Origin of the sequence: Psychroserpens sp., from assembly GCF_036960315.1 — a bacterium.
Taxonomy (GTDB): Bacteria; Bacteroidota; Bacteroidia; order Flavobacteriales; family Flavobacteriaceae; genus Psychroserpens.
The window spans coordinates 26,090-45,314 of record NZ_JBALVR010000001.1 but is presented as its reverse complement, the minus strand read 5'-3'; the positions used below and the strand labels follow the sequence as shown (position 1 = coordinate 45,314).

The following is a 19,225-nucleotide window of genomic DNA, read 5'->3' as shown; positions in this document are numbered from 1 at the left end:
CGCATTTATATACTCAATTAACCGTAAATTTAATGTTAAATAATTGTAAAGTTAATTTAGCATACATTTAAGCTAATTCTCTATATATTATTCAATATAAATATAATACCTTTGTAAGTATCCAATAGTCTATGAATCAGAAGAAACCTACTTTAGAAAAGATAAGTCCAGAGTTTGGGAGTTCGGTTTTTGTAAAAAAGCACACTTCTCAACAATCTCATACAAAAGCCTTTTGGCATTTTCATCCAGAAATTGAGTTAGTTTATGTCGATAAAGGCCAAGGAAAACGTCATATCGGTAATCACTTATCTTATTTTAATAATAGTCAGTTACTAATGTTGGGCTCTAATTTACCTCACAATGGCTTTACAGATCGCCTCACTGAAAAAGGTTCTGAGATATTAGTTCAGTTTAGACCTGAATTTCTGGGCGAAGTGTTTTTTAATATTCCTGAGATGCAAACCATCAATGCCTTGTTTGAACGTGCTAAGAATGGAATTCTTTTTAAGATTGAAAGCAAGCAAAAAGTGGGATCTAAACTTCAAAGATTGGATGAGCTAAAAGGGTTTGATCGCATTATACTGCTCTTAGAAATATTATCCGATTTGGCAGAAGCCAAAGATTATGAATTATTAAATGCTGATGGGTTTGTTTTTGAAACCGAATTACAAGACAGTACAAAAATAAATATGATCTATAATCATATCAATACTAATTTTAGAAATCACATTTCTTTAGACGAGATAGCTGATAAAGCAAGTATGACCGTTCCAGCGTTTTGTAGATATTTTAAAAAATCTACAGGAAAAACATTTACCAAACTTGTAAATGAATATCGTGTGGTTCATGCGACCAAACTATTATCAGAAAGCCAAATGAGTATTGCAGATGTGGCTTTTGAATGTGGATTCAATAATTTTTCCCATTTCAATAAGCTATTTAAAGAGTTTACTGGCAAGAGTGCCTCAAAATATAGAGGTGAGCTTAAATTAATGGTTAAATAATTATAACAAAAAAAATGAACGATAAAATAGAGCTTACTTTAGAATACTACCATAAAAAAGAAGAGCAAATACTAGAAGCTGTCAATTCTAATAAGAAATTAACTGCGGAAGAAATTATTCATTACGGTGAAGAAATGGCTATTGTCATGTATAAAATTACAGCCTTAGAAATTGCAAAAGAAAATTAAGCTACATTATAATAAATATCAGTTCATGTCAAAATAGGTTCGTTTCTATTTTTCGCCATCCCACTCGGCATAAAACTGATCTAAAAACTGTTCCATAAATTTATGTCTACTCAAGGCTATTTTTTTTCCGGTTTTGGTATTCATTCGGTCTTTTAAAAGCAACAGTTTTTCGTAAAAATGATTAATCGTTGGCGCAGTAGAAGCTTTATACTCCTCTTTAGTCATTTTTAAGCTAGGCTTAATAGATGGATCAAATATTTTTCGGTTTTTAAACCCTCCATAATTAAATGTTCTAGCTATACCAAGAGCGCCAAGAGCATCCAAACGATCTGCATCTTGAATAACATCTAATTCTGCCGACTTAAATTTTTGAGCCTCATTTCCGCCTTTAAAAGAGATATGCTTTATAATGTTTAACACATGTTCTATAACTGCCGAATCTACATTCATTCCAAATAAAAACACTCTTGCCTTCTGTGGCCCAACCGTTTCATCTCCATCGTAAAATTTACTATCTGCAATATCATGCAATAAAGCACCTAGTGCAACTACAAATTCATCAACTTGTTCGTCCTTAGAAATAAGTAACGAATTATTGTAAACCCTTAGAATATGGAACCAATCGTGACCTCCTTCGGCATTTTTAAGTTCGCTTTTTACAAAGTCTTTCGTTTTTTTTATAATATGTTCGTAAGTATGCATCATCTAAAATTAAAAAATCTCTTCAGAAACTGAAAGGGTTTATCTGTATTACATTTAGAATTATTTCAACCGTGCGGGTTCAACCCATTTAAATTGATATGAATTTTCTGGGATGGTCATACGTTCAGCTATGCGCAACATTCTTGAAGGTAGTTTCATTAAATAGTCTCTTGCTTTTTCAGCTTCATCGGAAAGGTTATTGATATTACCAATATCCCATCTATCAATTAACTTTTGTAAAATATCAACATAATCGGTTGATGTGTACACCCCAATACGTTGAGCAGTATTAGAAAACTCTTCAAATGCTGTGCTAATTTTATCTCCAGACTCTCTAAGGAAATGTGCTGGCATTGCAATTTTTTGTTTCATCATATAGTGAAACGCCATCATCATCTGGTTAGGATCAACAGCAAAAATGCGTTCTACAAACTCTGAGTATGCATGATGATGCCTCATCTCATCTCCAGAAATAATTTTACACATCTTTGACAATTGCTTATTGCCTTTCTTTTTAGCCATTTTCGCAACTCTATTATGGGAAATATAAGTCGCTAATTCCTGAAAACTAGTATATACAAAGTTCTTATAGGGGTCTTGACCTGTTCCAATATCAAAACCATCAGCTATTAAGTGTTGTGTCGTTTTTTCTATTTCTCGCATATTGACGCGACCAGATAGATATAGATATTTATTGAGAACATCACCATGACGATTTTCTTCAGCAGTCCAATGCCTCACCCATTTTGACCAACCATTTCGTTCCATTTGACCAACACCTTCAACATCCATCAACCAAGATTCATAAGTTGGTAGTGCTTCTTCGGTAATCATGTCTCCAACTAAAACTACCCAAAAATCATAAGGCAACTCTTTTGAAAGTTCGCGAATTTCTTTGACCTCATCATAAAAATTGTCGCTTTCAGAATTAGGCAAAAAATCTGTAGGTTGCCATATATTATCGACAGGAATGAGGTATTTTTCTATAAGTTGATCAACATCTTTTTCGAGATGCTGCATCACTTCCAATCGAATATTTTTCAACGACATGTTACTGTGATTTAATGGTTAATGTGGATAGCGTCAACAATTGTTTTTTCAACACTAGTAACTAAAGCTTTCTTATCGGTAAAAATAGCTATTTCTAAAGGCTTATGGACAGTAAACTTAATATGATTTCCAATTCCCATCGGGAATTTTCCGTAGCGTAACATTTTCCAAGAATTATTAACTGTGATAGGAACAATAAATGCTGAAGGTGCTTTCTTTATTAAGATTTCAAGTCCTCTAGTTTTAAATGGTTTAGGATGACCATCTTTACTACGAGTCCCTTCAGGAAAAATAACTGCAGTACGATTGTTTTCTTCAATATATTTACCAAAAGCTGACATTGCTGATAAGGCTTGTCTCGGATTTCCGCGATCTATCAAAACCGAACCTCCATGCCGTAAATTATAAGACACACTCGGAATCCCCTTTCCTAATTCTTTTTTGGCAACGAACTTGACATGGTGTTTTCGCATAAACCACATGATTGGCGAAATATCATACATGCTTTGATGGTTGGAAACTACAATTAATGATTCATTTTCAGGAATTTCGTATTGGTGATCCCAACTAAATCGCGTGCCTAATATATGTAAACAACGTACTAAAGAAAACTGAAGTGCATCAACACTCTTTTTATGTGCTTGATATCCTAAGACATTAAAGCAAAACCACTGTATGGGATGAAAAAATAGCAAAGTCATTCCGAAGACAATAAAATAGATGACCGTTAAAGGATAGGCTAGAAATTTTCTCATGGCATAAAAATACTTCAATGTGGATTATACACAAAAAAACCACGAATAAATCGTGGTTTTAAATTATCTGATTTTGTTAAAAAAATTTTAGCAATGATCATTGTAAGCATCCATTAGGTTTTCAGCAATTAATTCTGCTGGACGACCTTCAATATGGTGACGCTCTAACATGTGTACCAATTCGCCATCTTTAAACAATGCCATACTTGGTGAGCTAGGAGGAAAAGGTGCCATTTGTGCTCTTGCTGCATCAACGGCTTCTCTATCAACACCTGCAAAAACAGTGACGATATGATCTGGTCGTTTAGCATTCTGTAAACTTTCTCTCGCTCCAGGACGAGCATTGGCAGCTGCGCAACCACAAACCGAATTCACAACAACTAATGTTGTACCTTCTTTTCCTAAAGCAGCTTCTACAGCTTCTGCTGTATGCAATTCTTCAAAACCAACTTTGGTTAAATCCTCACGCATTGGTTTTACTAATTCTGCTGGGTACATATATTTTTAATTTTAATTACTATTATTGAGTTGCAAAGATACGCAAAAATAGTAGGAAGAAAACCAAATTCAGTAAGCTGTTTGAATGATGCCATTCATGTTTTTAATAGTATCAACGGTTTAAAAACTTATCTTGTAAACGAAAGTAAAAAACCATCTGCAGCTACACCTTCATCTAAAACAAGAATAGTAGATGTTAACGTTGCTACAGCCAAATTTTGATTATTGATAACTATTAATGCGTTACTACCGGTAATAGTTTCTATAGAATAATCATAAGTACCTGTTGGTAGGCCATCATAAATGACAAGCTCAACATTGGTGTTAGTTACTGTAACTTCTTGAGTCTCTAGATTAAAATCCCAAATAATTAATCCGTTTTCATAATCATCATCTATTCCAGCAAAACCACCAGAAACATTTATTAAAGACCATGGACCATTAAGCATGAATTCATCATTATTTGGTGAACTATCATCATCGTTGTTACAGGCAAATGCAAACAAGGCAAATACCAATAGATACATATACTTTTTCATAATTAGATTGATTTTATATTATGAAGATGCATAAACATTAAAAAGGTTGCGTGGATAAGTAACAAAACCAAATAATAATCTACTAACAAATAGTATATTTGATATTCACAATAAATAAAAACATACATGAGTTTTGCAAAATGGATAGGAGGCGCTTTAGGTTGGTCTTTTGGAGGACCAATTGGAGCGATTATTGGTCTGGCAATTGGAAGTTTAATCGATGGTGCAACTGAAGGTGGAGCCTCTTTATTAGGAGAAGGAAGTAAGCAAGGCCGAAGTAATACAAGACGCACAAGCTCACGCCCAGGAACGCAAACTCGAACACGACCTCAGACACGTTCTGGAGATTTTGAAGTGAGTCTCTTAATTTTGGCTTCTGTTGTAATTAAAGCAGATGGTAAACAAGAGCAAAGCGAACTAGATTTTGTACGCAAGCAGTTTGTGAGCATGTATGGAAAAGATAGAGCTAATCAAGCGTTTAAACTATTTAAAAATATTAGTAAGCAAAATATTCCCACACGTAAAGTTTGTTTGCAGATTAGAGAAATGATGGATCATTCGTCGCGTTTACAATTGCTTCATTTTCTCTTCGGAATAGGTAAAGCAGATGGTATGGTTACCGATGATGAAGTCTCACAAATTTATATGATTTCGGGGTATTTAGGTATTAGTTCTCGTGACTACGGAAGTATAAAAGCGATGTTCTATAACAGCAGTGATAATGCCTATAAAATTTTAGAGATCACCAAAGAAGCAACCGATAATGAAGTCAAGAAAGCCTACCGGAAAATGGCTAAAAAATACCATCCTGATAAAGTAATTCATCTAGGAAAAGAACACCAAAAAGGCGCTGAAGAAAAATTTAGACAGGTCCAAAATGCATATGAGCAATTGCAGAAAGAACGAGGCTTTTAATTATCTACCGACTATCATCCTTCTTATTTATTCGTCTCTCAATGTCCCTAAAGTAGCGTTTTTCTCTATATTTTCTGTAGATAAATACAGCGACGACAATTAGGCCAAGAATCATTATTCCGCCTTTACCTGTCATATATTCAATTATTTTCATACTAGTAGATTAAGAGCATTATAGTCGGCAAGAAAAGCAAAACTTTCATTTAAATCGCTTATTTTAGATGAATTACATAATTATACGTTATGGATAAAGCACACGTAAAGACTACAATTCTAGATGAGATTTCAAAAACCGAAGCATCCATAGGAAACTATAAAGAGCTCACCAAACCTATTGCTCCTAACGATGCTATTGGTCGTGTAAGCAGAATGGATGCCATCAATAATAAAAGTGTTAACGAGGCCTCTTTGCGACAAGCTGAAATTAAACTCAAGAATTTAAAACGCGTATTAGCTAGTATTGACCATGACGATTTTGGGGTGTGTTTAAGATGCAATCAACCCATTCCTGTTGGGCGAATACTAATTAGACCTGAAAGTTTACTTTGCGTGAACTGTGCTCGATAAAAGCATCCATTATTCAACTATCACATCCCTTAAGTGCTTTCTTATATGCCATTTCCAACGGAATTGAATGAGCATCTTATTACGGCATTCGTTCCATATTGATCCTATATATGGTTGGCGAAAGCCTACAAATACCACGTATTTATGAGTTAAAAAAAGAACTAGAGAAATTAAAAAATACGTTTAATTGGGGTTCTTCGCTGCACACTGAATGACAATAAAATGAATAATCTACCCTCTAAACAAAAAGAAATCATCTTTCATCCCTTCAATTTGTGCATCTTCATTGGTGATGATATAATCGATAGCTTGCGTGGTAAATTTATCGCCTTTTGAAGTTAAAGACACGATGTTATTGTCAATAACAATCATGTTATTTTTTAAGGCTAAATCTAAAACGGTTTTAGAACGTACTTTCTGCCAATTGATATGCTCATTTAAATGATTCACGTGACGTTCCTCCTCTTCATCATGGTTTTTTAAATGAAGTAAAAATGTCAATAATGATACTTCGGTACGTTGCTGTCTTTCTCTGTACATTACTGCTATGACACCTTTGCTTGGCGCGAATAAATACACGACCAAAAATAATAGTCCGAGCATTGTTGTGATAGATCCTGCAATCGATGCATCTAACCAATGTGCAAACCAATAGCCTGAAATGGCACTAAATACACCAAATACAATCGATAGCACCAACATCTTCTTTAAATCGGTAGTCAACAAGTAAGCTGTAGCTGCAGGAGCAATCATAAGTGCAACAACCAAAATAGCGCCTACGGCATCAAAAGCGCCAACAGTAGTTATAGATGAAACGGTCATCAATCCGTAATGAATAATAGCCGGAGAAAACCCTAATGATGCTGCCAAGCCTTTATCAAACGTGCTTAATTTTAGTTCTTTAAAAAAGGCAATTAACAATATAATGGTGATGATTAGAATAGTACCAATGATCCATAAGGATTTCGGACCAACATCTACACCGGAAATCATTAAACGATCAAAAGGAGCTAATGCTAATTCGCCTACCAAAACAGCATCGATATCGAGGTGTATATCATTGGCTTTCTTTGCAATCATTAACACACCAATACTAAACAATACAGGAAAAACTAAACCTATTGCCGTATCTTCTTTTACCAATCCCGTTTTCTGAATGTACTCCACCAAAACAACAGTAATCACCCCAGTCAAGGCAGCCAATAAAATCAATACTGGTGAATTTAAATCTTGAGTTATAAAAAATCCAACAACGATTCCAGGCAATATTGAATGACTAATAGCATCGCTTATCATAGCCATTTTCCGAAGTACTAAAAAGGTTCCCGGAATGGCACATGCAATGGCAACCAAGCTTGCAATAAGTTGTATTTCTATTTGTGCACTACTCATCGTTCTTAGTTAATTGGTTATACAAATTTAACGCCGATTTAAAACCTTCGTTAGTCAAACTCCACGTAGAACCTTGTAGCGTTACATAGTTTTTCTCGACCAATTTTTTAAGGGTTCCTTTAGTAAACCCTTGAAAGTTATTTAAGATTTTAATCTCGTGAGGATGCGAAATATCGTCATGTGTTTCGGCAATATTATACATAAAAGCAAGTGTCTTATGTAATTCTAAATCTCGACGATTTTTTATGAATCGTATCTGTTTAAATAATAAACCTCGGCTTGGTGAAAACACAAATGAGATAAACACAAAAACAGCAGCAACAAGCACAATTACTGGGCCTGTAGATAAATTGTTCTGACTTGCGCTAATAGCTGTTCCGAAGACCCCGGAAAACGCTCCAAAAAGTGCAGCTAAAAATACCATTGTCGCTAAACTATTTGTCCATTGTCTAGCTGCGGCTGCAGGCGCTAAAAGCATAGCGCTCATTAAAACCACTCCTACCGTTTGAAGCCCTAATACAATGGCTAATACGATAAAACTTGTTATAAGAATGTCTATAGCTTTGGTATTAAACCCAAGCGTTTTAGCATAGTCTTTATCGAATAATAAAATTTTAAACTCTTTCCAAAAGAGTAACAATACAAAGAGGCAAATTCCTGTGACAATAGCCATCATCCACACATCACTTTCAACAAGAGTTGCAGCTTGCCCAAACAGATATTTATCCAAACCTGCTTGATTGGCATTTGGTTGCTTTTGTATGAAGGTCAACAAGAGCATACCGAAGCCAAAAAACAAAGACAAAATTAGTCCAAGAGCAGTATCCGATTTGAGGTGTGTTTTATTGACAATTCCCCTAATCCAAAATGTTCCAATCAATCCACTTACCAGAGCGCCTAACAATAATGTGTTACTATCTTTTGCGCCTGTAATTAAAAATGAAATGGCTATTCCTGGCAAGGCCGCATGAGAAATAGCATCTCCTAAAAGGCTTTGCTTTCGCAATACAGCAAAACTACCTAACATACCTGTTACAGCTCCAAGAATTGCCGTTCCCAGCGTTATGGTTCGTAAGGTGTAATCTGAAAACACTAAAGAAAAATATTCTTGAATATCCATTATTCTTGTATACTTACTTTATAGTTTATTCCATAGGTTTTAGTCAAGTTATCATCATTAAAAATATCCTTCACTGGACCTGTGGCAATTTTTTTAACGTTCAAAAAGGTCACCCAATCAAAATATTCGGGAACGGTTTGTAAATCATGATGCACTACAATTACCGTTTTTCCGGCTTTTCGCAGTTCTTTTAGAATATTGATAATAGCTATTTCGGTTGTAGCATCGACACCTTGAAACGGTTCATCCATAAAATAGATTGAGGCATCTTGTACTAAAGCGCGCGCTAAAAATATACGTTGCTGCTGACCGCCAGACAACTGACTTATTTGCCGGTTTTTAAATGATAACATTCCTACTTTTTCTAATGCCTCTAAAGCGGCTTTCTTCTGTTTTTGACGCGGACGTTTGATCCAACCTAAACTTCCGTAAGTCCCCATTGTCACAACATCGAGTGCGGTCGTAGGAAAATCCCAATCGACACTTCCTTTTTGAGGAACATAGGCGACTAAAGAACGTTGTTTTTTATACGGTTTCCCATAGATAGACACACTTCCAGCTATAGGTTTTAAAATCCCTAAAATAGATTTAATGAGTGTAGATTTTCCAGCACCATTTGGACCAACAATAGCCATTAATACACCTTCTGGGATTTCTAAATCGATATCCCAAAGTACAGGTTTGTAGTTGTATGCTACGGTTAAATCGTCTACTTGAACTGCTATCTTACTACTCATTATTTTAATGCATTTACTATGGTATTCACGTTATATTCAAACATTCCAATATAAGTCCCTTCTAGAGTTCCAGCGTTTCCTAAAGCGTCAGAATATAATGTACCTCCAATTTCTACTTCATGACCTTTAGATTTTACTGCCGCTTGTAAGGCTTCAATAGTTCGCCTTGGAACTGAACTCTCTACAAAAATAGCTTTGATATCCTTTTCAATAATAAATGCTGAAAGCTTCTGCACATCTTTTACTCCTGCTTCAGTTGCCGTAGACAGCCCTTGTAAGCCCACCACTTCAAAGTCGTATGCTTTTCCGAAGTAATTAAAGGCATCATGTGCTGTAACTAATATTCTTTTTTCCTTCGGGAGGGTTTCTATGGTTCCTTTTATTTTAGTTTGAAGTGCCTCTAATTTACTTATATAAGTCTCTGCATTTACCTGATAGTTTTCGGTATTTATAGGATCTTTTTCAGAAAGCACATGAGTCACTTTTGAAGCAAACTGCTTAAAATATTCGATATCAAACCACACATGCGGATCATAATTAGAGGCAAAATAATCAGAACCTATCAAGGTGCTTTTATCTAATTCTTCACCTAAAGCAATTGGCGTTTTGGTAGCACTTCCCATCTTTTCGAAGACCTCAACAAGCTTTCCTTCGAGATGCAATCCATTATAAAAAATTACATTCGCTTCTACCAATTTAGTCACATCACCTTCGCTAGCTTTGTAAAGGTGTGGATCTACACCACTTCCCATTAAACCTTGAATATTTACATAGTCGCCACCAATGTTTTTCACCAAATCGGTAATCATTGATGTTGTGGTCACGATATTTAGTTTCCCGTTAGATTTAGTCTCGTTTTTACAGCTGAAACATGTGATGATGATTAATACTATTGAAATTTTATTTATCATAATTATTTTTAATTCTTTGTTATCTAGTCGGTAATCTAAAACTCACACCAGCACTTAATAATAAATCTTGCCCTTTGGTAATACTTGATCCTACAGTCGCATCTAATTGAACATTGTTTGAAATCAAATAGGTTAAGCCTGCATCCCAAAGATGATTGGCTTTGTTATCTTCAGGTAGATCTCCGTAGAGTTCTAAATAAGCTGCTAGTTTTTCACAGATGCTATAACCGTAAGCTAATGTATAGACGTAAGCTGCTTCGGGTGAATCATCTCGCCATTGGGCACCAAGGTTATAGGCAAGGCTTGATTTTTCATTCAAAGTATGTGCGAACGAAAATCTAAAATCGACTCCAGTTGTTTCTGGTCTGTAATCGCTACTTGCAGTGAATGGCAAATACATATGACCAAGAACACCAATTTCAGGAAGCCATCCTTTTTCTTCGGAAATTGCAATTTTGGTTCCTAATAACAATGGATTAAAACCACTGGTGACATCACTCAATCGATTTCCATTTACAGAGGTTTTTCCTTCGACAAAATCCCATCCAATACGTAATTCGAGGTTATCTAATAATCCTAAACGCAGCAATGTAGTATTATAAGTGAATGTTTCAGACTTGATATTATTGTCTTCAAAACTCTCATAAAATCCTCCTGTTTCTACTTGAATAAAACCTGGAGCAATAGTACTTGGAGATTCTGTAGCATCTGGTCTGTCTGTGATAAGAGGTAACATTGTTATATCTGATTGCGTCTCATCCTGAGCGAACCCAACTCCTGAGCATACTATTAATATCCCTAGTATAGATGTACTTTTAATTTTCATCAACATAAATAATTTTAGTAAAATCTTCATTCAACACAAGTGTATTAGAGCCAACCGAAATTTGGGTCATTTTGTTACTAATAAACTGCTTTGAAACGGTTAATGTATTTCTATATTTAATTTGGTTATGTGCACAAAAATCAAAGAACTCTTTGTCGTCACTCATTAATCTTGAAATGGTATACGTTTTTCCTTCGATTGCCTCAGCTAATGAAATGGATGTGTCTTTAGTAGTAATTTCTCCGTCAGCATTTGGGATAGGATCACCATGAGGATCAAACTTTGGATGGCCCAAATACTCATTTATTTTTTCTGCTAATAAATCTGACGTTTGATGCTCCAATAATTCGGCTTCTTGATGAATATCATGCAATGACATATCAAACATTTTAAATAAAAACGCTTCCCAGAGACGATGTTTCCTCACAACATTGAGTGCCATTTTAGTCCCCTTTTCTGTAAGTTGGAGTTTTTGATATTTTTCGTAGTTCAATAAATCTTTGGCTGCTAATTTCTTAGCCATATCTGTTGCAGCTGCATTAGAAATACCAAGTTTTTTGGCAATATTACCTGGCTTGGTGTCTTTAATATCATGCTTATCGTTGTTGTAAATTGCTTTTACAAAGTTTTCAATTGCTACAGACATTTCTAATTGCTTTAATTAATTTTTAAGTAAGCTTAAATATTTTACAAATGTAACTAAAAATTTAATATTCTGTTAATCATACTATGATTAAAGCTCTATTTAGCTAAATTCATTTCATGAAAAAATTAATATTCTCTCTTTTATTAAGTGCTGCATGTTCTATGGCGTCTGTACAAGCACAAACGCCTTTTGCTAAAGACTCACTAAGCGTGAGTTCTTTTGTAAACTTTCAACAGAAAGTAGATTTTGAAGATTACCAAGTCAAATTCAAGAAAGTAGTTTCAGATTCAAGATGTCCAAAAGACGTGATGTGTATTAGAGCTGGCGAAGCAAAAGTATTGTTATCAATCTACAAAAACGGGAAATTCATTAAGGACAAAGAAGTAACTATTGATGCCAGTGGTTATGTTATGGAAGAAAACAACCTCGCATTTAATACAGACGATTTTAAAATCTACGGAATGACCTTAAAGCCATATCCAAAAACATCAGATGGGATTCAGGATGAGGATTATAAATTAGAAATTGTATTTCAGCCTAAACAACTTTAACAAATAATGAGTTTATCACTTCGACGTCGCACAATGACTAGAAAGGAATTAGTTAGTGGCAACCACAGTCGTCCTGACCACAAGCTTTGGTAGTTGCTGTTTTTTTCTTCGGAAGAATACCAAACTTATGCAATAAAAACCATATCGCTAAAGCGATTGAAGTAAAGACTAATATGTTTTGAACTATGCTATTCATAATAGGTTTGTCGTTTGTTTAGCTAAAACTTTACTTTAAAAATTGATATGCGATTAAAGCAACAAGGTACGCAAAAGCAGTCATAATTACTAGTTGATACATTGGCCATTTCCAAGAGTTGGTTTCACGTTTTACAACAGCCAGCGTACTCATACATTGCATGGCAAAAGCATAGAAGAGTAAAAGTGAAATTCCGCTAGCGAAATTAAACAATGGACCGCCTAAAATAGGATTGATCTCTCCTGCCATTCGGTTTTTTATCGTTTCTTCTTCATCGCTTCCTACACTATATATAGTCGCTAATGTGCCAACAAAAACTTCACGAGCTGCAAATGAACTTACGATAGCAATTCCAATTTTCCAATCGTAACCTAATGGCCTAATGGCAGGTTCAATAGCATGGCCAGCAATACCAATAAATGAATGCTCCAATTTATGAGATGCTATTTTTTGATCCAATTCGGCTTGCGCTAAATTTTCCGAAGCATACTGAGTTGTTACAATCTCTTGGGCATTATTAAATTGATCTCCAGGACCATAGGATGCTAAAAACCACAACACAATTGATATGGCTAAAATGATTTTACCTGCACCAAAGACAAAGGATTTAGTCTTTTCCAAAACCGTTAAAGCCACGTTTTTGAACATTGGCAATTTGTAATTAGGCATCTCGACTACAAAGAAGGTTTTACTTTTAATCTTTAAGATTTTGTTTAAAATCCAAGCCGAAATAATAGCTGTACCAAACCCAATCAGATAGAGTAACATTAAAGTCAACGCTTGATAGCTCAATCCGAAGAAACGTCCTTCAGGAATCACTAATGAAATAATAATTAAATATACTGGTAATCGCGCTGAACATGTTGTAAAAGGCGTAACCAAAATAGTGATTAAGCGTTCTTTCCAACTTTCAATATTTCGAGTTGCCATAATTGCCGGAATAGCACAAGCTGTACCAGAAATTAATGGAACTACACTTTTTCCGCTCAACCCAAAACGCCTCATAATGCGATCCATTAAGAAGACTACACGACTCATATAACCACTTTCTTCTAACACTGAAATGAATAAAAATAGAAACGCAATCTGTGGAATAAATATCACAATACCACTTAACCCTGGAATAATACCTTCAGCAATTAAATTTGTAAAAGCACCTTCTGGTAAACCGTTTTTGGTCCACTCACTAAAGGATGCAAACGTACTATCTATAAAGTCCATTGGAATACTTGACCAATCGTAAATGGCTTGAAAAATGGTCAAGAGAATAATCCCAAAAATCAAATAACCCCAAACTTTATGGGTCAAGATTCTATCCAGTTTAATACGCAAGTCTTTGGCTGAGCTCAAGTCGATAGTCTGTCCTTTTTTGAGCGAATTATTTATAAACTGGTAACGTTTAATAGTTTCTTTTTGCTGTAATCGCTTGAGGTCTGCTTTACTTTTGGTTTTAAAACTATCAATGGCATCAACTTCGTTTCTATCTACTTTTCCGAAATTAACATCTTGCGTAATCACCAACCAAAGTTTGTATAGTAATTGATTTGGAAACGCCTTTCGTAGCTTATCAAAATAGTCTTTGTCAATTTCCGAAGCATTTACGCAAGGTGCAATTGAGAGGTCTTTATAATTCGCAATAAGCTCTTTAAGACGATCAATACCTTTATTTTTTCTAGTGCTTATGAGCGCAATTTTAGTCTGCAATTCTTTTTCCAAATAAGGAATATCTAACTGAATGCCCTTATAGGTCATCCTATCAGACATGTTTATAACTAGAATTGTAGGAATCTCAAGATCTTTGATTTGCGTATAGAGCAGTAAGTTTCGTTTTAAATTTTCAACATCACTAACCACAACTGCAACATCCGGAAAGTCTTTGTCATTTTTATTTAAAAGCAATTCAATCACCACATTTTCATCAAGCGAAGATGCATTCAAACTATAAGTTCCAGGCAAGTCAATAATATGTGCTTTAACGCCTCTTGGAAGTTTGCAAATACCTTCTTTTTTTTCAACCGTAATTCCTGGATAATTTCCTACTTTTTGATTTAAACCAGTAAGTGCATTAAATACTGAGGTTTTTCCCGTATTTGGATTTCCAATAAGTGCAACATTAATTTGTTTAGGCATTAGAAATTTCGATTAAAATGTGAATTGCAGTTTCTTTTCTAATAGCCAAATGTGTCCCGTTGATATTGAGATACATTGGATCTGCAAAAGGAGCGACTTGCACAAGCTCAACCGAGTTACCAGGTAAACATCCCATTTCTAGGAGTTTAAGAGGAATATGAATAGAGGAAACGTCAGTAATTATACCCTGTTGACCTCGTTTTATATCTGCTAAAGTGAGTTGCAAGCTTATTTAGATTGATTTTAAGTAAGCAAAAATAAAGTAAAATTTCAGTGTAAAAAAATTGTAGTCCGTTTTTATTGATATTCCTTTTTGAGTCGTATAATATCTTGTATTAATGAGTCTACAGATGTTGGGCTAATTCCGTTATATAAACCTCTAATTTGCTTCTTTTTATCAATAAGCGCGAAGTTTTCGGTGTGCACCATTCCGTATGGTTCAGAGCCATCATCTTTAACCACTAGATACGATTTTCTAGCCAAGTCGTAAATTTGCTTTCGGTCACCAGTAACCAGATTCCATTTCTTGTCGTTCACACCTTTTTCGATGGCATAACGTTTCAATTGTTCAACCGAATCTATTTCTGGTGTCACAGAGTAAGATAACAGCATCACTTCATCATCATCTAAAATTTCCTTCTGAACACGATACATCTGTGTGGTCATAATTGGACAAATGGTTTGGCAGGTCGTAAAAAAGAAATCGGCTACATAGATTTTATCTTCATAATCTGCTTGCGTAATCGTATCTCCATTTTGATTAATAAGCTTGAAATCTGCAATAGTATGATATTTCTTTTTGTGCTGAATTGTGCTGTCTACCAAAGATGTATCAACCCTATTGGGTTGATAAATTGGCAATGGTTTTTCGTTATCTAAAGCAGTATAAATTAGGTAAATAATCACACCTGACACTACTGCTAATACTAAAAAAAATATTTTGAGTTGTTTTATATATCGCAACATAAACTGATAATTAAGGCTTTATATACTGTAGAATTATAAGTTTCGAGTGCAAAAATACGACACAATAGCAACAAAATGACTACTTTTAACATGCTATATTGTTAAAAAAAGAAAAAATGACCTTTTTGAAATTACGTCTATTCCTACTACTGGGACTGTTTTCTACAGTGTCATTTTCGCAAGATTATAACGAAACCTTAAATACAATTCGAGAGGCAGAGGCAAAATCTGCGTTAACTCGAATCCTACATCGCGCCAACCTTAATACTGGTAACTACGATTTAAAATACCATCGTCTAGAGTTGAATGTTGATCCTTCAGTAGCCTTTATTTCGGGTGATATCACGTCTTATTTTGTGGCGAAAAGTAATATGAGTACTGTTACTTTTGATTTGGCTTTAAATATGACCGTTAATCAAGTGATGCAACGTGGTAATCTATTATCATTTGTACATAATTCTGACGAGCTAGTCATCACATTGCCTTCTACTCAAGATACAGGCGTTTTAGATTCTTTGACTGTCACTTACTCTGGAAATCCGGAATTTTCGGGATTGGGTTCTTTTGAACAAAATCAGCACAACGGAGATCCTGTAATCTGGACCTTATCCGAACCCTATGGCGCCAAAGCTTGGTGGCCTTGCAAACAGGATTTGATTGACAAGATTGATTCTATAGATGTGTTCATGACGACGCCTAGATTTAATCCATCAAACGAAGAATATATTTCGGTATCTAACGGACTAGAGCAAAGTCAGATGGTCAACGGAAATCAAAAAACCACACATTTTAAGCATCGCTATCCAATTCCAGCATACCTTATTGCCATAGCAGCAACAAATTATGAAGTGTATAATCATACTGTTCCGAATAACGGTAATCCGTTTGAAATTGTAAACTATGTCTATCCTGAAAGTTTAGCATCGGCACAAGCCAGCACACCAGTTACTGTAGATATCATGAATATATTCATCGATTTGTTTGAAGAGTATCCGTTTTCAGATGAAAAATATGGACATGCACAATTTGGTTGGGGAGGCGGAATGGAACATACTACTGTTTCTTTTATGGGCAGTTTTAATCGTAACCTAATCGCACATGAATTGGCACATCAATGGTTTGGAAATAAAATTACTTGTGGAAGCTGGAAAGATATTTGGCTTAATGAAGGTTTTGCAACCTATCTTTCTGGACTCATTTATGAAAACTTAGATGGCAATAACACCTTTACGACTTGGAAACAACAGCGAAATAATTCGATTACTTCATCTCCCGATGGCGCTGTTTACTTAACAGATACTGATACAACTAGTGTAGGTAGAATTTTTAATGGCAGACTTAGTTATAATAAAGGTGCAATGGTATTACACATGCTTCGGAAAAAACTTGGAGATGCCAACTTTTTTCAGGCCTTACAAGATTATCTTGCGACAGCAACACATGCCTATGATTATGCTAAAACAGCAGACTTTATCAATATTGTAGAAACCTCTTCAGGGGAAGATTTAACTGAGTTTTTTAACGACTGGATCTATAACGAAGGCTATCCAAGTTATTCGATTGGATGGAATCAACCTACCGCAAATCAAGTTTCAATAACTATAAACCAAACACAAAGCGATCCTTCGGTTTCATTTTTTGAAGTTCCAGTGTCTTTGCGATTAATAGGAACTCTTGGAGAACAAATGGATATTGTTTTAGACAACACCCAAAACCAAGAAAACTTTCTTGAGTTGGTTGGTTTTACAGTAAATGACATTCTGTTTGATCCAGAATCTGATATAATTTCCGCAAATAATAATGTGCTATTGAGTACAGATGAATTTGATATAAATAATCAACTTATTGTGTATCCTAATCCGACTTATGAAGTCCTTCATATCGAAAAACCTGATGCATTAACTATTTCAGAAATAAAAATCTACAACACACTTGGTCAATTGATTAATCGACTCACATGGAATTCAACCATAGACACCTCGTCGTGGTCTTCTGGATTATTGTTTATTCAATTTCAGACGAACGATGGCGTGATTACTAAATCGGTGTTAAAAAAATAAGCATAAACCATGCTAAAACACTACTTTTGTCGCTTAGAATTTTTATGATTTAAGATACATGGAGTTTGTAATAAAAATATCTCAATTTTTATTGAGTCTTTCACTACTAATCGTATTGCACGAATTAGGACATTTTATACCAGCAAAATTATTTAAAACGAAAGTAGAAAAGTTCTACCTCTTTTTTGATATTAAATATTCGTTGTTTAAAAAGAAAATTGGTGAAACCGTCTACGGAATAGGTTGGCTACCCCTTGGTGGCTATGTGAAAATTGCTGGAATGATAGATGAGAGTATGGACAAGGAGCAAATGGCTCAACCACCTCAACCCTGGGAGTTTAGATCTAAACCAACTTGGCAACGCCTCATTATTATGCTAGGAGGTGTTACAGTAAACTTTATCTTAGCCTATTTCATTTATGTCTTTATGTCGTTTACTTATGGCGATACAGATATTACCTCTGAAAGCTTAAAAGATGGCTATTGGATAGAGAACCCATTGCTTAAAGAATTGGGCTTTCAGACAGGAGATAAAATTGTTGAAATAGATGATATCAAAGTTAATGCACATTCTGAAATATTAAAGAACATTGTAAAGACAGAAAAATATACCCTTGATAGAAAAGGAGAAGAAGTAACCATTCAATTACCACAAGATTTTTTAGGTCAATTGACATCAAGAAAAGTTAGAGGAGGTCTCTTCAACTTAAGATTTCCATTTATGGTTAGTCAGGTCTCAGATACCATGATCAACAAAAATGCTAAGCTCAAAGAAGGTGATATTCTATTATCTGTTGATAACAAGAACGTACGATATTTTGATGAGTTGGGACCAACACTATTAAATTATAAAAATCAAACAATCACTTCAACTTTTTTAAGAGATAACGATACTATCGTTAGAGAATTAAAAGTCAATAGCGAAGGAAAAATTGGAATATTCCCTGCTATAAGCAGAAAGCGATTTGATGAGTTAGGTTATTATAATTTAACGTTAAAAGAATATACGTTTCTTGAAAGTTTTGGTGGAGGTAAAGATAAGTTTGTTGAAACAGTCTTTAGCTATTGGGATCAATTAGGAAAGATTTTCACACCAAGCACTGGAGCATACAAAGGTGTTGGAGGGTTTAAAGCGATTTTCGACATTTTTTCAGACACTTGGGTATGGGAAGACTTTTGGAGAATTACTGCCTTTTTATCTATCATGTTAGGTGTACTTAACTTATTACCTATTCCTGCTTTAGATGGTGGTCATGTGATGTTTTTATTATTTGAAATGGTATCTGGACGTAAACCTAGCGAGAAATTTTTAGAGCGTTCGCAATTAGTAGGATTTATCATCCTTATTGCACTTGTTCTTTTTGCTAATGGAAATGATATATTTAAAGCTTTTTCCGGTTAATTTAAAAAGAGATTTTATTATACATTTTAATTTAAAAAAAAAATTAAAAATCTTTTTTTAAACTTAAAAA

22 protein-coding genes are annotated in these 19,225 nt (G+C 34.7%); 7 read left to right on the top strand and 15 right to left on the bottom strand.

Annotation, left to right across the window (positions count from 1 at the left end; genetic code table 11):
- Nucleotides 1-131: 131 nt before the first annotated feature.
- Both V7719_RS00225 and V7719_RS00220 read left to right on the top strand, forming a co-directional pair.
- A complete protein-coding gene (locus V7719_RS00225; RefSeq protein ID WP_335727838.1) occupies nt 132-1,004 on the top strand; it encodes an AraC family transcriptional regulator in 873 nt (290 codons plus the stop codon).
- Between the two features lie 14 nt (nt 1,005-1,018).
- Nucleotides 1,019-1,192, top strand: coding sequence for a hypothetical protein (locus V7719_RS00220; RefSeq protein ID WP_335727837.1), 174 nt, complete (start codon nt 1,019-1,021; stop codon nt 1,190-1,192).
- 45 nt (nt 1,193-1,237) lie between these two features.
- Here the strand turns inward: V7719_RS00220 and V7719_RS00215 are convergent, their stop codons facing one another.
- The 5 genes from V7719_RS00215 to V7719_RS00195 all read right to left on the bottom strand — a co-directional run bounded on the left by V7719_RS00215 (nt 1,238) and on the right by V7719_RS00195 (nt 4,736).
- The gene (locus V7719_RS00215) at nt 1,238-1,897 is read right to left on the bottom strand and encodes an HD domain-containing protein (protein WP_442969037.1); all 660 of its coding nucleotides are present in this window, start codon (nt 1,895-1,897) and stop codon (nt 1,238-1,240) included.
- A 57-nt stretch (nt 1,898-1,954) separates the two neighbouring features.
- A complete protein-coding gene (locus V7719_RS00210) occupies nt 1,955-2,944 on the bottom strand; it encodes an acyl-ACP desaturase (protein ID WP_335727836.1) in 990 nt (329 codons plus the stop codon).
- 11 nt (nt 2,945-2,955) lie between these two features.
- Entirely contained in the window at nt 2,956-3,699 is a 744-nt protein-coding gene (locus V7719_RS00205) for a lysophospholipid acyltransferase family protein (protein ID WP_335727835.1), read from the bottom strand.
- 87 nt (nt 3,700-3,786) lie between these two features.
- Nucleotides 3,787-4,197, bottom strand: coding sequence for a BrxA/BrxB family bacilliredoxin (locus tag V7719_RS00200; protein WP_335727834.1), 411 nt, complete (start codon nt 4,195-4,197; stop codon nt 3,787-3,789).
- A 128-nt stretch (nt 4,198-4,325) separates the two neighbouring features.
- A complete protein-coding gene (locus V7719_RS00195) occupies nt 4,326-4,736 on the bottom strand; it encodes a hypothetical protein (RefSeq protein WP_335727833.1) in 411 nt (136 codons plus the stop codon).
- A gap of 126 nt (nt 4,737-4,862) precedes the next feature.
- On the opposite strand from V7719_RS00195, the gene V7719_RS00190 reads away from it, so the two are divergent.
- Together V7719_RS00190 and V7719_RS00185 are read left to right on the top strand one after the other, a co-directional pair.
- Complete coding sequence (locus V7719_RS00190) at nt 4,863-5,651, top strand: DnaJ domain-containing protein (protein ID WP_335727832.1); 789 nt, start codon at nt 4,863-4,865, stop codon at nt 5,649-5,651.
- 243 nt (nt 5,652-5,894) lie between these two features.
- A complete protein-coding gene (locus V7719_RS00185) occupies nt 5,895-6,218 on the top strand; it encodes a TraR/DksA family transcriptional regulator (RefSeq protein ID WP_335727831.1) in 324 nt (107 codons plus the stop codon).
- 231 nt (nt 6,219-6,449) lie between these two features.
- Here V7719_RS00185 and V7719_RS00180 read toward each other — a convergent pair whose 3' ends face one another.
- Genes V7719_RS00180 through V7719_RS00155 form a run of 6 tightly spaced genes read right to left on the bottom strand, consistent with a single transcriptional unit; the run spans nt 6,450 to nt 11,850 of the window.
- Nucleotides 6,450-7,610, bottom strand: a complete 1,161-nt coding sequence (locus tag V7719_RS00180; protein ID WP_335727830.1) for a metal ABC transporter permease — start codon at nt 7,608-7,610, stop codon at nt 6,450-6,452.
- A complete protein-coding gene (locus V7719_RS00175) occupies nt 7,603-8,730 on the bottom strand; it encodes a metal ABC transporter permease (RefSeq protein WP_335727829.1) in 1,128 nt (375 codons plus the stop codon). The genes V7719_RS00180 and V7719_RS00175 overlap by 8 nt, the downstream gene beginning before the upstream one ends.
- A complete protein-coding gene (locus V7719_RS00170; RefSeq protein ID WP_335727828.1) occupies nt 8,730-9,467 on the bottom strand; it encodes a metal ABC transporter ATP-binding protein in 738 nt (245 codons plus the stop codon). Before V7719_RS00170 ends, V7719_RS00175 begins: the two co-directional genes overlap by 1 nt.
- Entirely contained in the window at nt 9,467-10,378 is a 912-nt protein-coding gene (locus V7719_RS00165) for a metal ABC transporter solute-binding protein, Zn/Mn family (protein ID WP_335727827.1), read from the bottom strand. The genes V7719_RS00170 and V7719_RS00165 overlap by 1 nt, the downstream gene beginning before the upstream one ends.
- A 19-nt stretch (nt 10,379-10,397) precedes the next feature.
- On the bottom strand, nt 10,398-11,204 hold the full coding sequence (locus tag V7719_RS00160; protein WP_335727826.1) for a transporter: 807 nt from the start codon (nt 11,202-11,204) through the stop codon (nt 10,398-10,400).
- Nucleotides 11,194-11,850 (bottom strand): metal-dependent transcriptional regulator, encoded by a 657-nt coding sequence (locus V7719_RS00155; RefSeq protein ID WP_335727825.1) that lies wholly within the window; start codon nt 11,848-11,850, stop codon nt 11,194-11,196. Before V7719_RS00155 ends, V7719_RS00160 begins: the two co-directional genes overlap by 11 nt.
- 116 nt (nt 11,851-11,966) lie before the next feature.
- On the opposite strand from V7719_RS00155, the gene V7719_RS00150 reads away from it, so the two are divergent.
- Nucleotides 11,967-12,401 (top strand): hypothetical protein, encoded by a 435-nt coding sequence (locus tag V7719_RS00150; RefSeq protein WP_335727824.1) that lies wholly within the window; start codon nt 11,967-11,969, stop codon nt 12,399-12,401.
- Nucleotides 12,402-12,453: 52 nt separating this feature from the next.
- On the opposite strand, the gene V7719_RS00145 is transcribed toward V7719_RS00150, so the two are convergent.
- From V7719_RS00145 to V7719_RS00130, 4 genes are all read right to left on the bottom strand, one after another.
- Nucleotides 12,454-12,597 carry a FeoB-associated Cys-rich membrane protein gene (locus tag V7719_RS00145; protein ID WP_335727823.1) on the bottom strand — a complete coding sequence of 48 codons (144 nt, stop codon included), beginning with the start codon at nt 12,595-12,597 and terminating at the stop codon, nt 12,454-12,456.
- 30 nt (nt 12,598-12,627) lie between these two features.
- Nucleotides 12,628-14,727, bottom strand: coding sequence for a ferrous iron transport protein B (gene feoB / locus V7719_RS00140; protein ID WP_335727822.1), 2,100 nt, complete (start codon nt 14,725-14,727; stop codon nt 12,628-12,630).
- The gene (locus tag V7719_RS00135; RefSeq protein WP_335727820.1) at nt 14,720-14,953 is read right to left on the bottom strand and encodes a FeoA family protein; all 234 of its coding nucleotides are present in this window, start codon (nt 14,951-14,953) and stop codon (nt 14,720-14,722) included. Before V7719_RS00135 ends, feoB begins: the two co-directional genes overlap by 8 nt.
- A gap of 71 nt (nt 14,954-15,024) precedes the next feature.
- Nucleotides 15,025-15,693, bottom strand: a complete 669-nt coding sequence (locus V7719_RS00130; RefSeq protein ID WP_335727819.1) for an SCO family protein — start codon at nt 15,691-15,693, stop codon at nt 15,025-15,027.
- A gap of 116 nt (nt 15,694-15,809) precedes the next feature.
- Between V7719_RS00130 and V7719_RS00125 the strand changes: the two genes are divergently transcribed.
- Nucleotides 15,810-17,753: a M1 family aminopeptidase gene (locus tag V7719_RS00125; RefSeq protein ID WP_335727818.1), complete on the top strand. Its 1,944-nt coding sequence runs from the start codon at nt 15,810-15,812 to the stop codon at nt 17,751-17,753.
- Nucleotides 17,754-17,811: 58 nt separating this feature from the next.
- On the top strand, nt 17,812-19,155 hold the full coding sequence (rseP, locus tag V7719_RS00120) for an RIP metalloprotease RseP (RefSeq protein WP_335727817.1): 1,344 nt from the start codon (nt 17,812-17,814) through the stop codon (nt 19,153-19,155).
- Nucleotides 19,156-19,225: the final 70 nt, after the last annotated feature.

Excerpts from the sequence above, each read along its gene's own strand:
- V7719_RS00225 (WP_335727838.1), top strand. The coding sequence starts at position 132 with ATGAATCAGAAGAAACCTACTTTAGAAAAGATAAGTCCAGAGTTTGGG.
- V7719_RS00220 (WP_335727837.1), top strand. The coding sequence starts at position 1,019 with ATGAACGATAAAATAGAGCTTACTTTAGAATACTACCATAAAAAAGAA.
- V7719_RS00215 (WP_442969037.1), bottom strand. The coding sequence starts at position 1,897 with ATGATGCATACTTACGAACATATTATAAAAAAAACGAAAGACTTTGTA.
- V7719_RS00210 (WP_335727836.1), bottom strand. The coding sequence starts at position 2,944 with ATGTCGTTGAAAAATATTCGATTGGAAGTGATGCAGCATCTCGAAAAA.
- V7719_RS00205 (WP_335727835.1), bottom strand. The coding sequence starts at position 3,699 with ATGAGAAAATTTCTAGCCTATCCTTTAACGGTCATCTATTTTATTGTC.
- V7719_RS00200 (WP_335727834.1), bottom strand. The coding sequence starts at position 4,197 with ATGTACCCAGCAGAATTAGTAAAACCAATGCGTGAGGATTTAACCAAA.
- V7719_RS00195 (WP_335727833.1), bottom strand. The coding sequence starts at position 4,736 with ATGAAAAAGTATATGTATCTATTGGTATTTGCCTTGTTTGCATTTGCC.
- V7719_RS00190 (WP_335727832.1), top strand. The coding sequence starts at position 4,863 with ATGAGTTTTGCAAAATGGATAGGAGGCGCTTTAGGTTGGTCTTTTGGA.
- V7719_RS00185 (WP_335727831.1), top strand. The coding sequence starts at position 5,895 with ATGGATAAAGCACACGTAAAGACTACAATTCTAGATGAGATTTCAAAA.
- V7719_RS00180 (WP_335727830.1), bottom strand. The coding sequence starts at position 7,610 with ATGAGTAGTGCACAAATAGAAATACAACTTATTGCAAGCTTGGTTGCC.
- V7719_RS00175 (WP_335727829.1), bottom strand. The coding sequence starts at position 8,730 with ATGGATATTCAAGAATATTTTTCTTTAGTGTTTTCAGATTACACCTTA.
- V7719_RS00170 (WP_335727828.1), bottom strand. The coding sequence starts at position 9,467 with ATGAGTAGTAAGATAGCAGTTCAAGTAGACGATTTAACCGTAGCATAC.
- V7719_RS00165 (WP_335727827.1), bottom strand. The coding sequence starts at position 10,378 with ATGATAAATAAAATTTCAATAGTATTAATCATCATCACATGTTTCAGC.
- V7719_RS00160 (WP_335727826.1), bottom strand. The coding sequence starts at position 11,204 with ATGAAAATTAAAAGTACATCTATACTAGGGATATTAATAGTATGCTCA.
- V7719_RS00155 (WP_335727825.1), bottom strand. The coding sequence starts at position 11,850 with ATGTCTGTAGCAATTGAAAACTTTGTAAAAGCAATTTACAACAACGAT.
- V7719_RS00150 (WP_335727824.1), top strand. The coding sequence starts at position 11,967 with ATGAAAAAATTAATATTCTCTCTTTTATTAAGTGCTGCATGTTCTATG.
- V7719_RS00145 (WP_335727823.1), bottom strand. The coding sequence starts at position 12,597 with ATGAATAGCATAGTTCAAAACATATTAGTCTTTACTTCAATCGCTTTA.
- feoB (WP_335727822.1), bottom strand. The coding sequence starts at position 14,727 with ATGCCTAAACAAATTAATGTTGCACTTATTGGAAATCCAAATACGGGA.
- V7719_RS00130 (WP_335727819.1), bottom strand. The coding sequence starts at position 15,693 with ATGTTGCGATATATAAAACAACTCAAAATATTTTTTTTAGTATTAGCA.
- V7719_RS00125 (WP_335727818.1), top strand. The coding sequence starts at position 15,810 with ATGACCTTTTTGAAATTACGTCTATTCCTACTACTGGGACTGTTTTCT.
- rseP (WP_335727817.1), top strand. The coding sequence starts at position 17,812 with ATGGAGTTTGTAATAAAAATATCTCAATTTTTATTGAGTCTTTCACTA.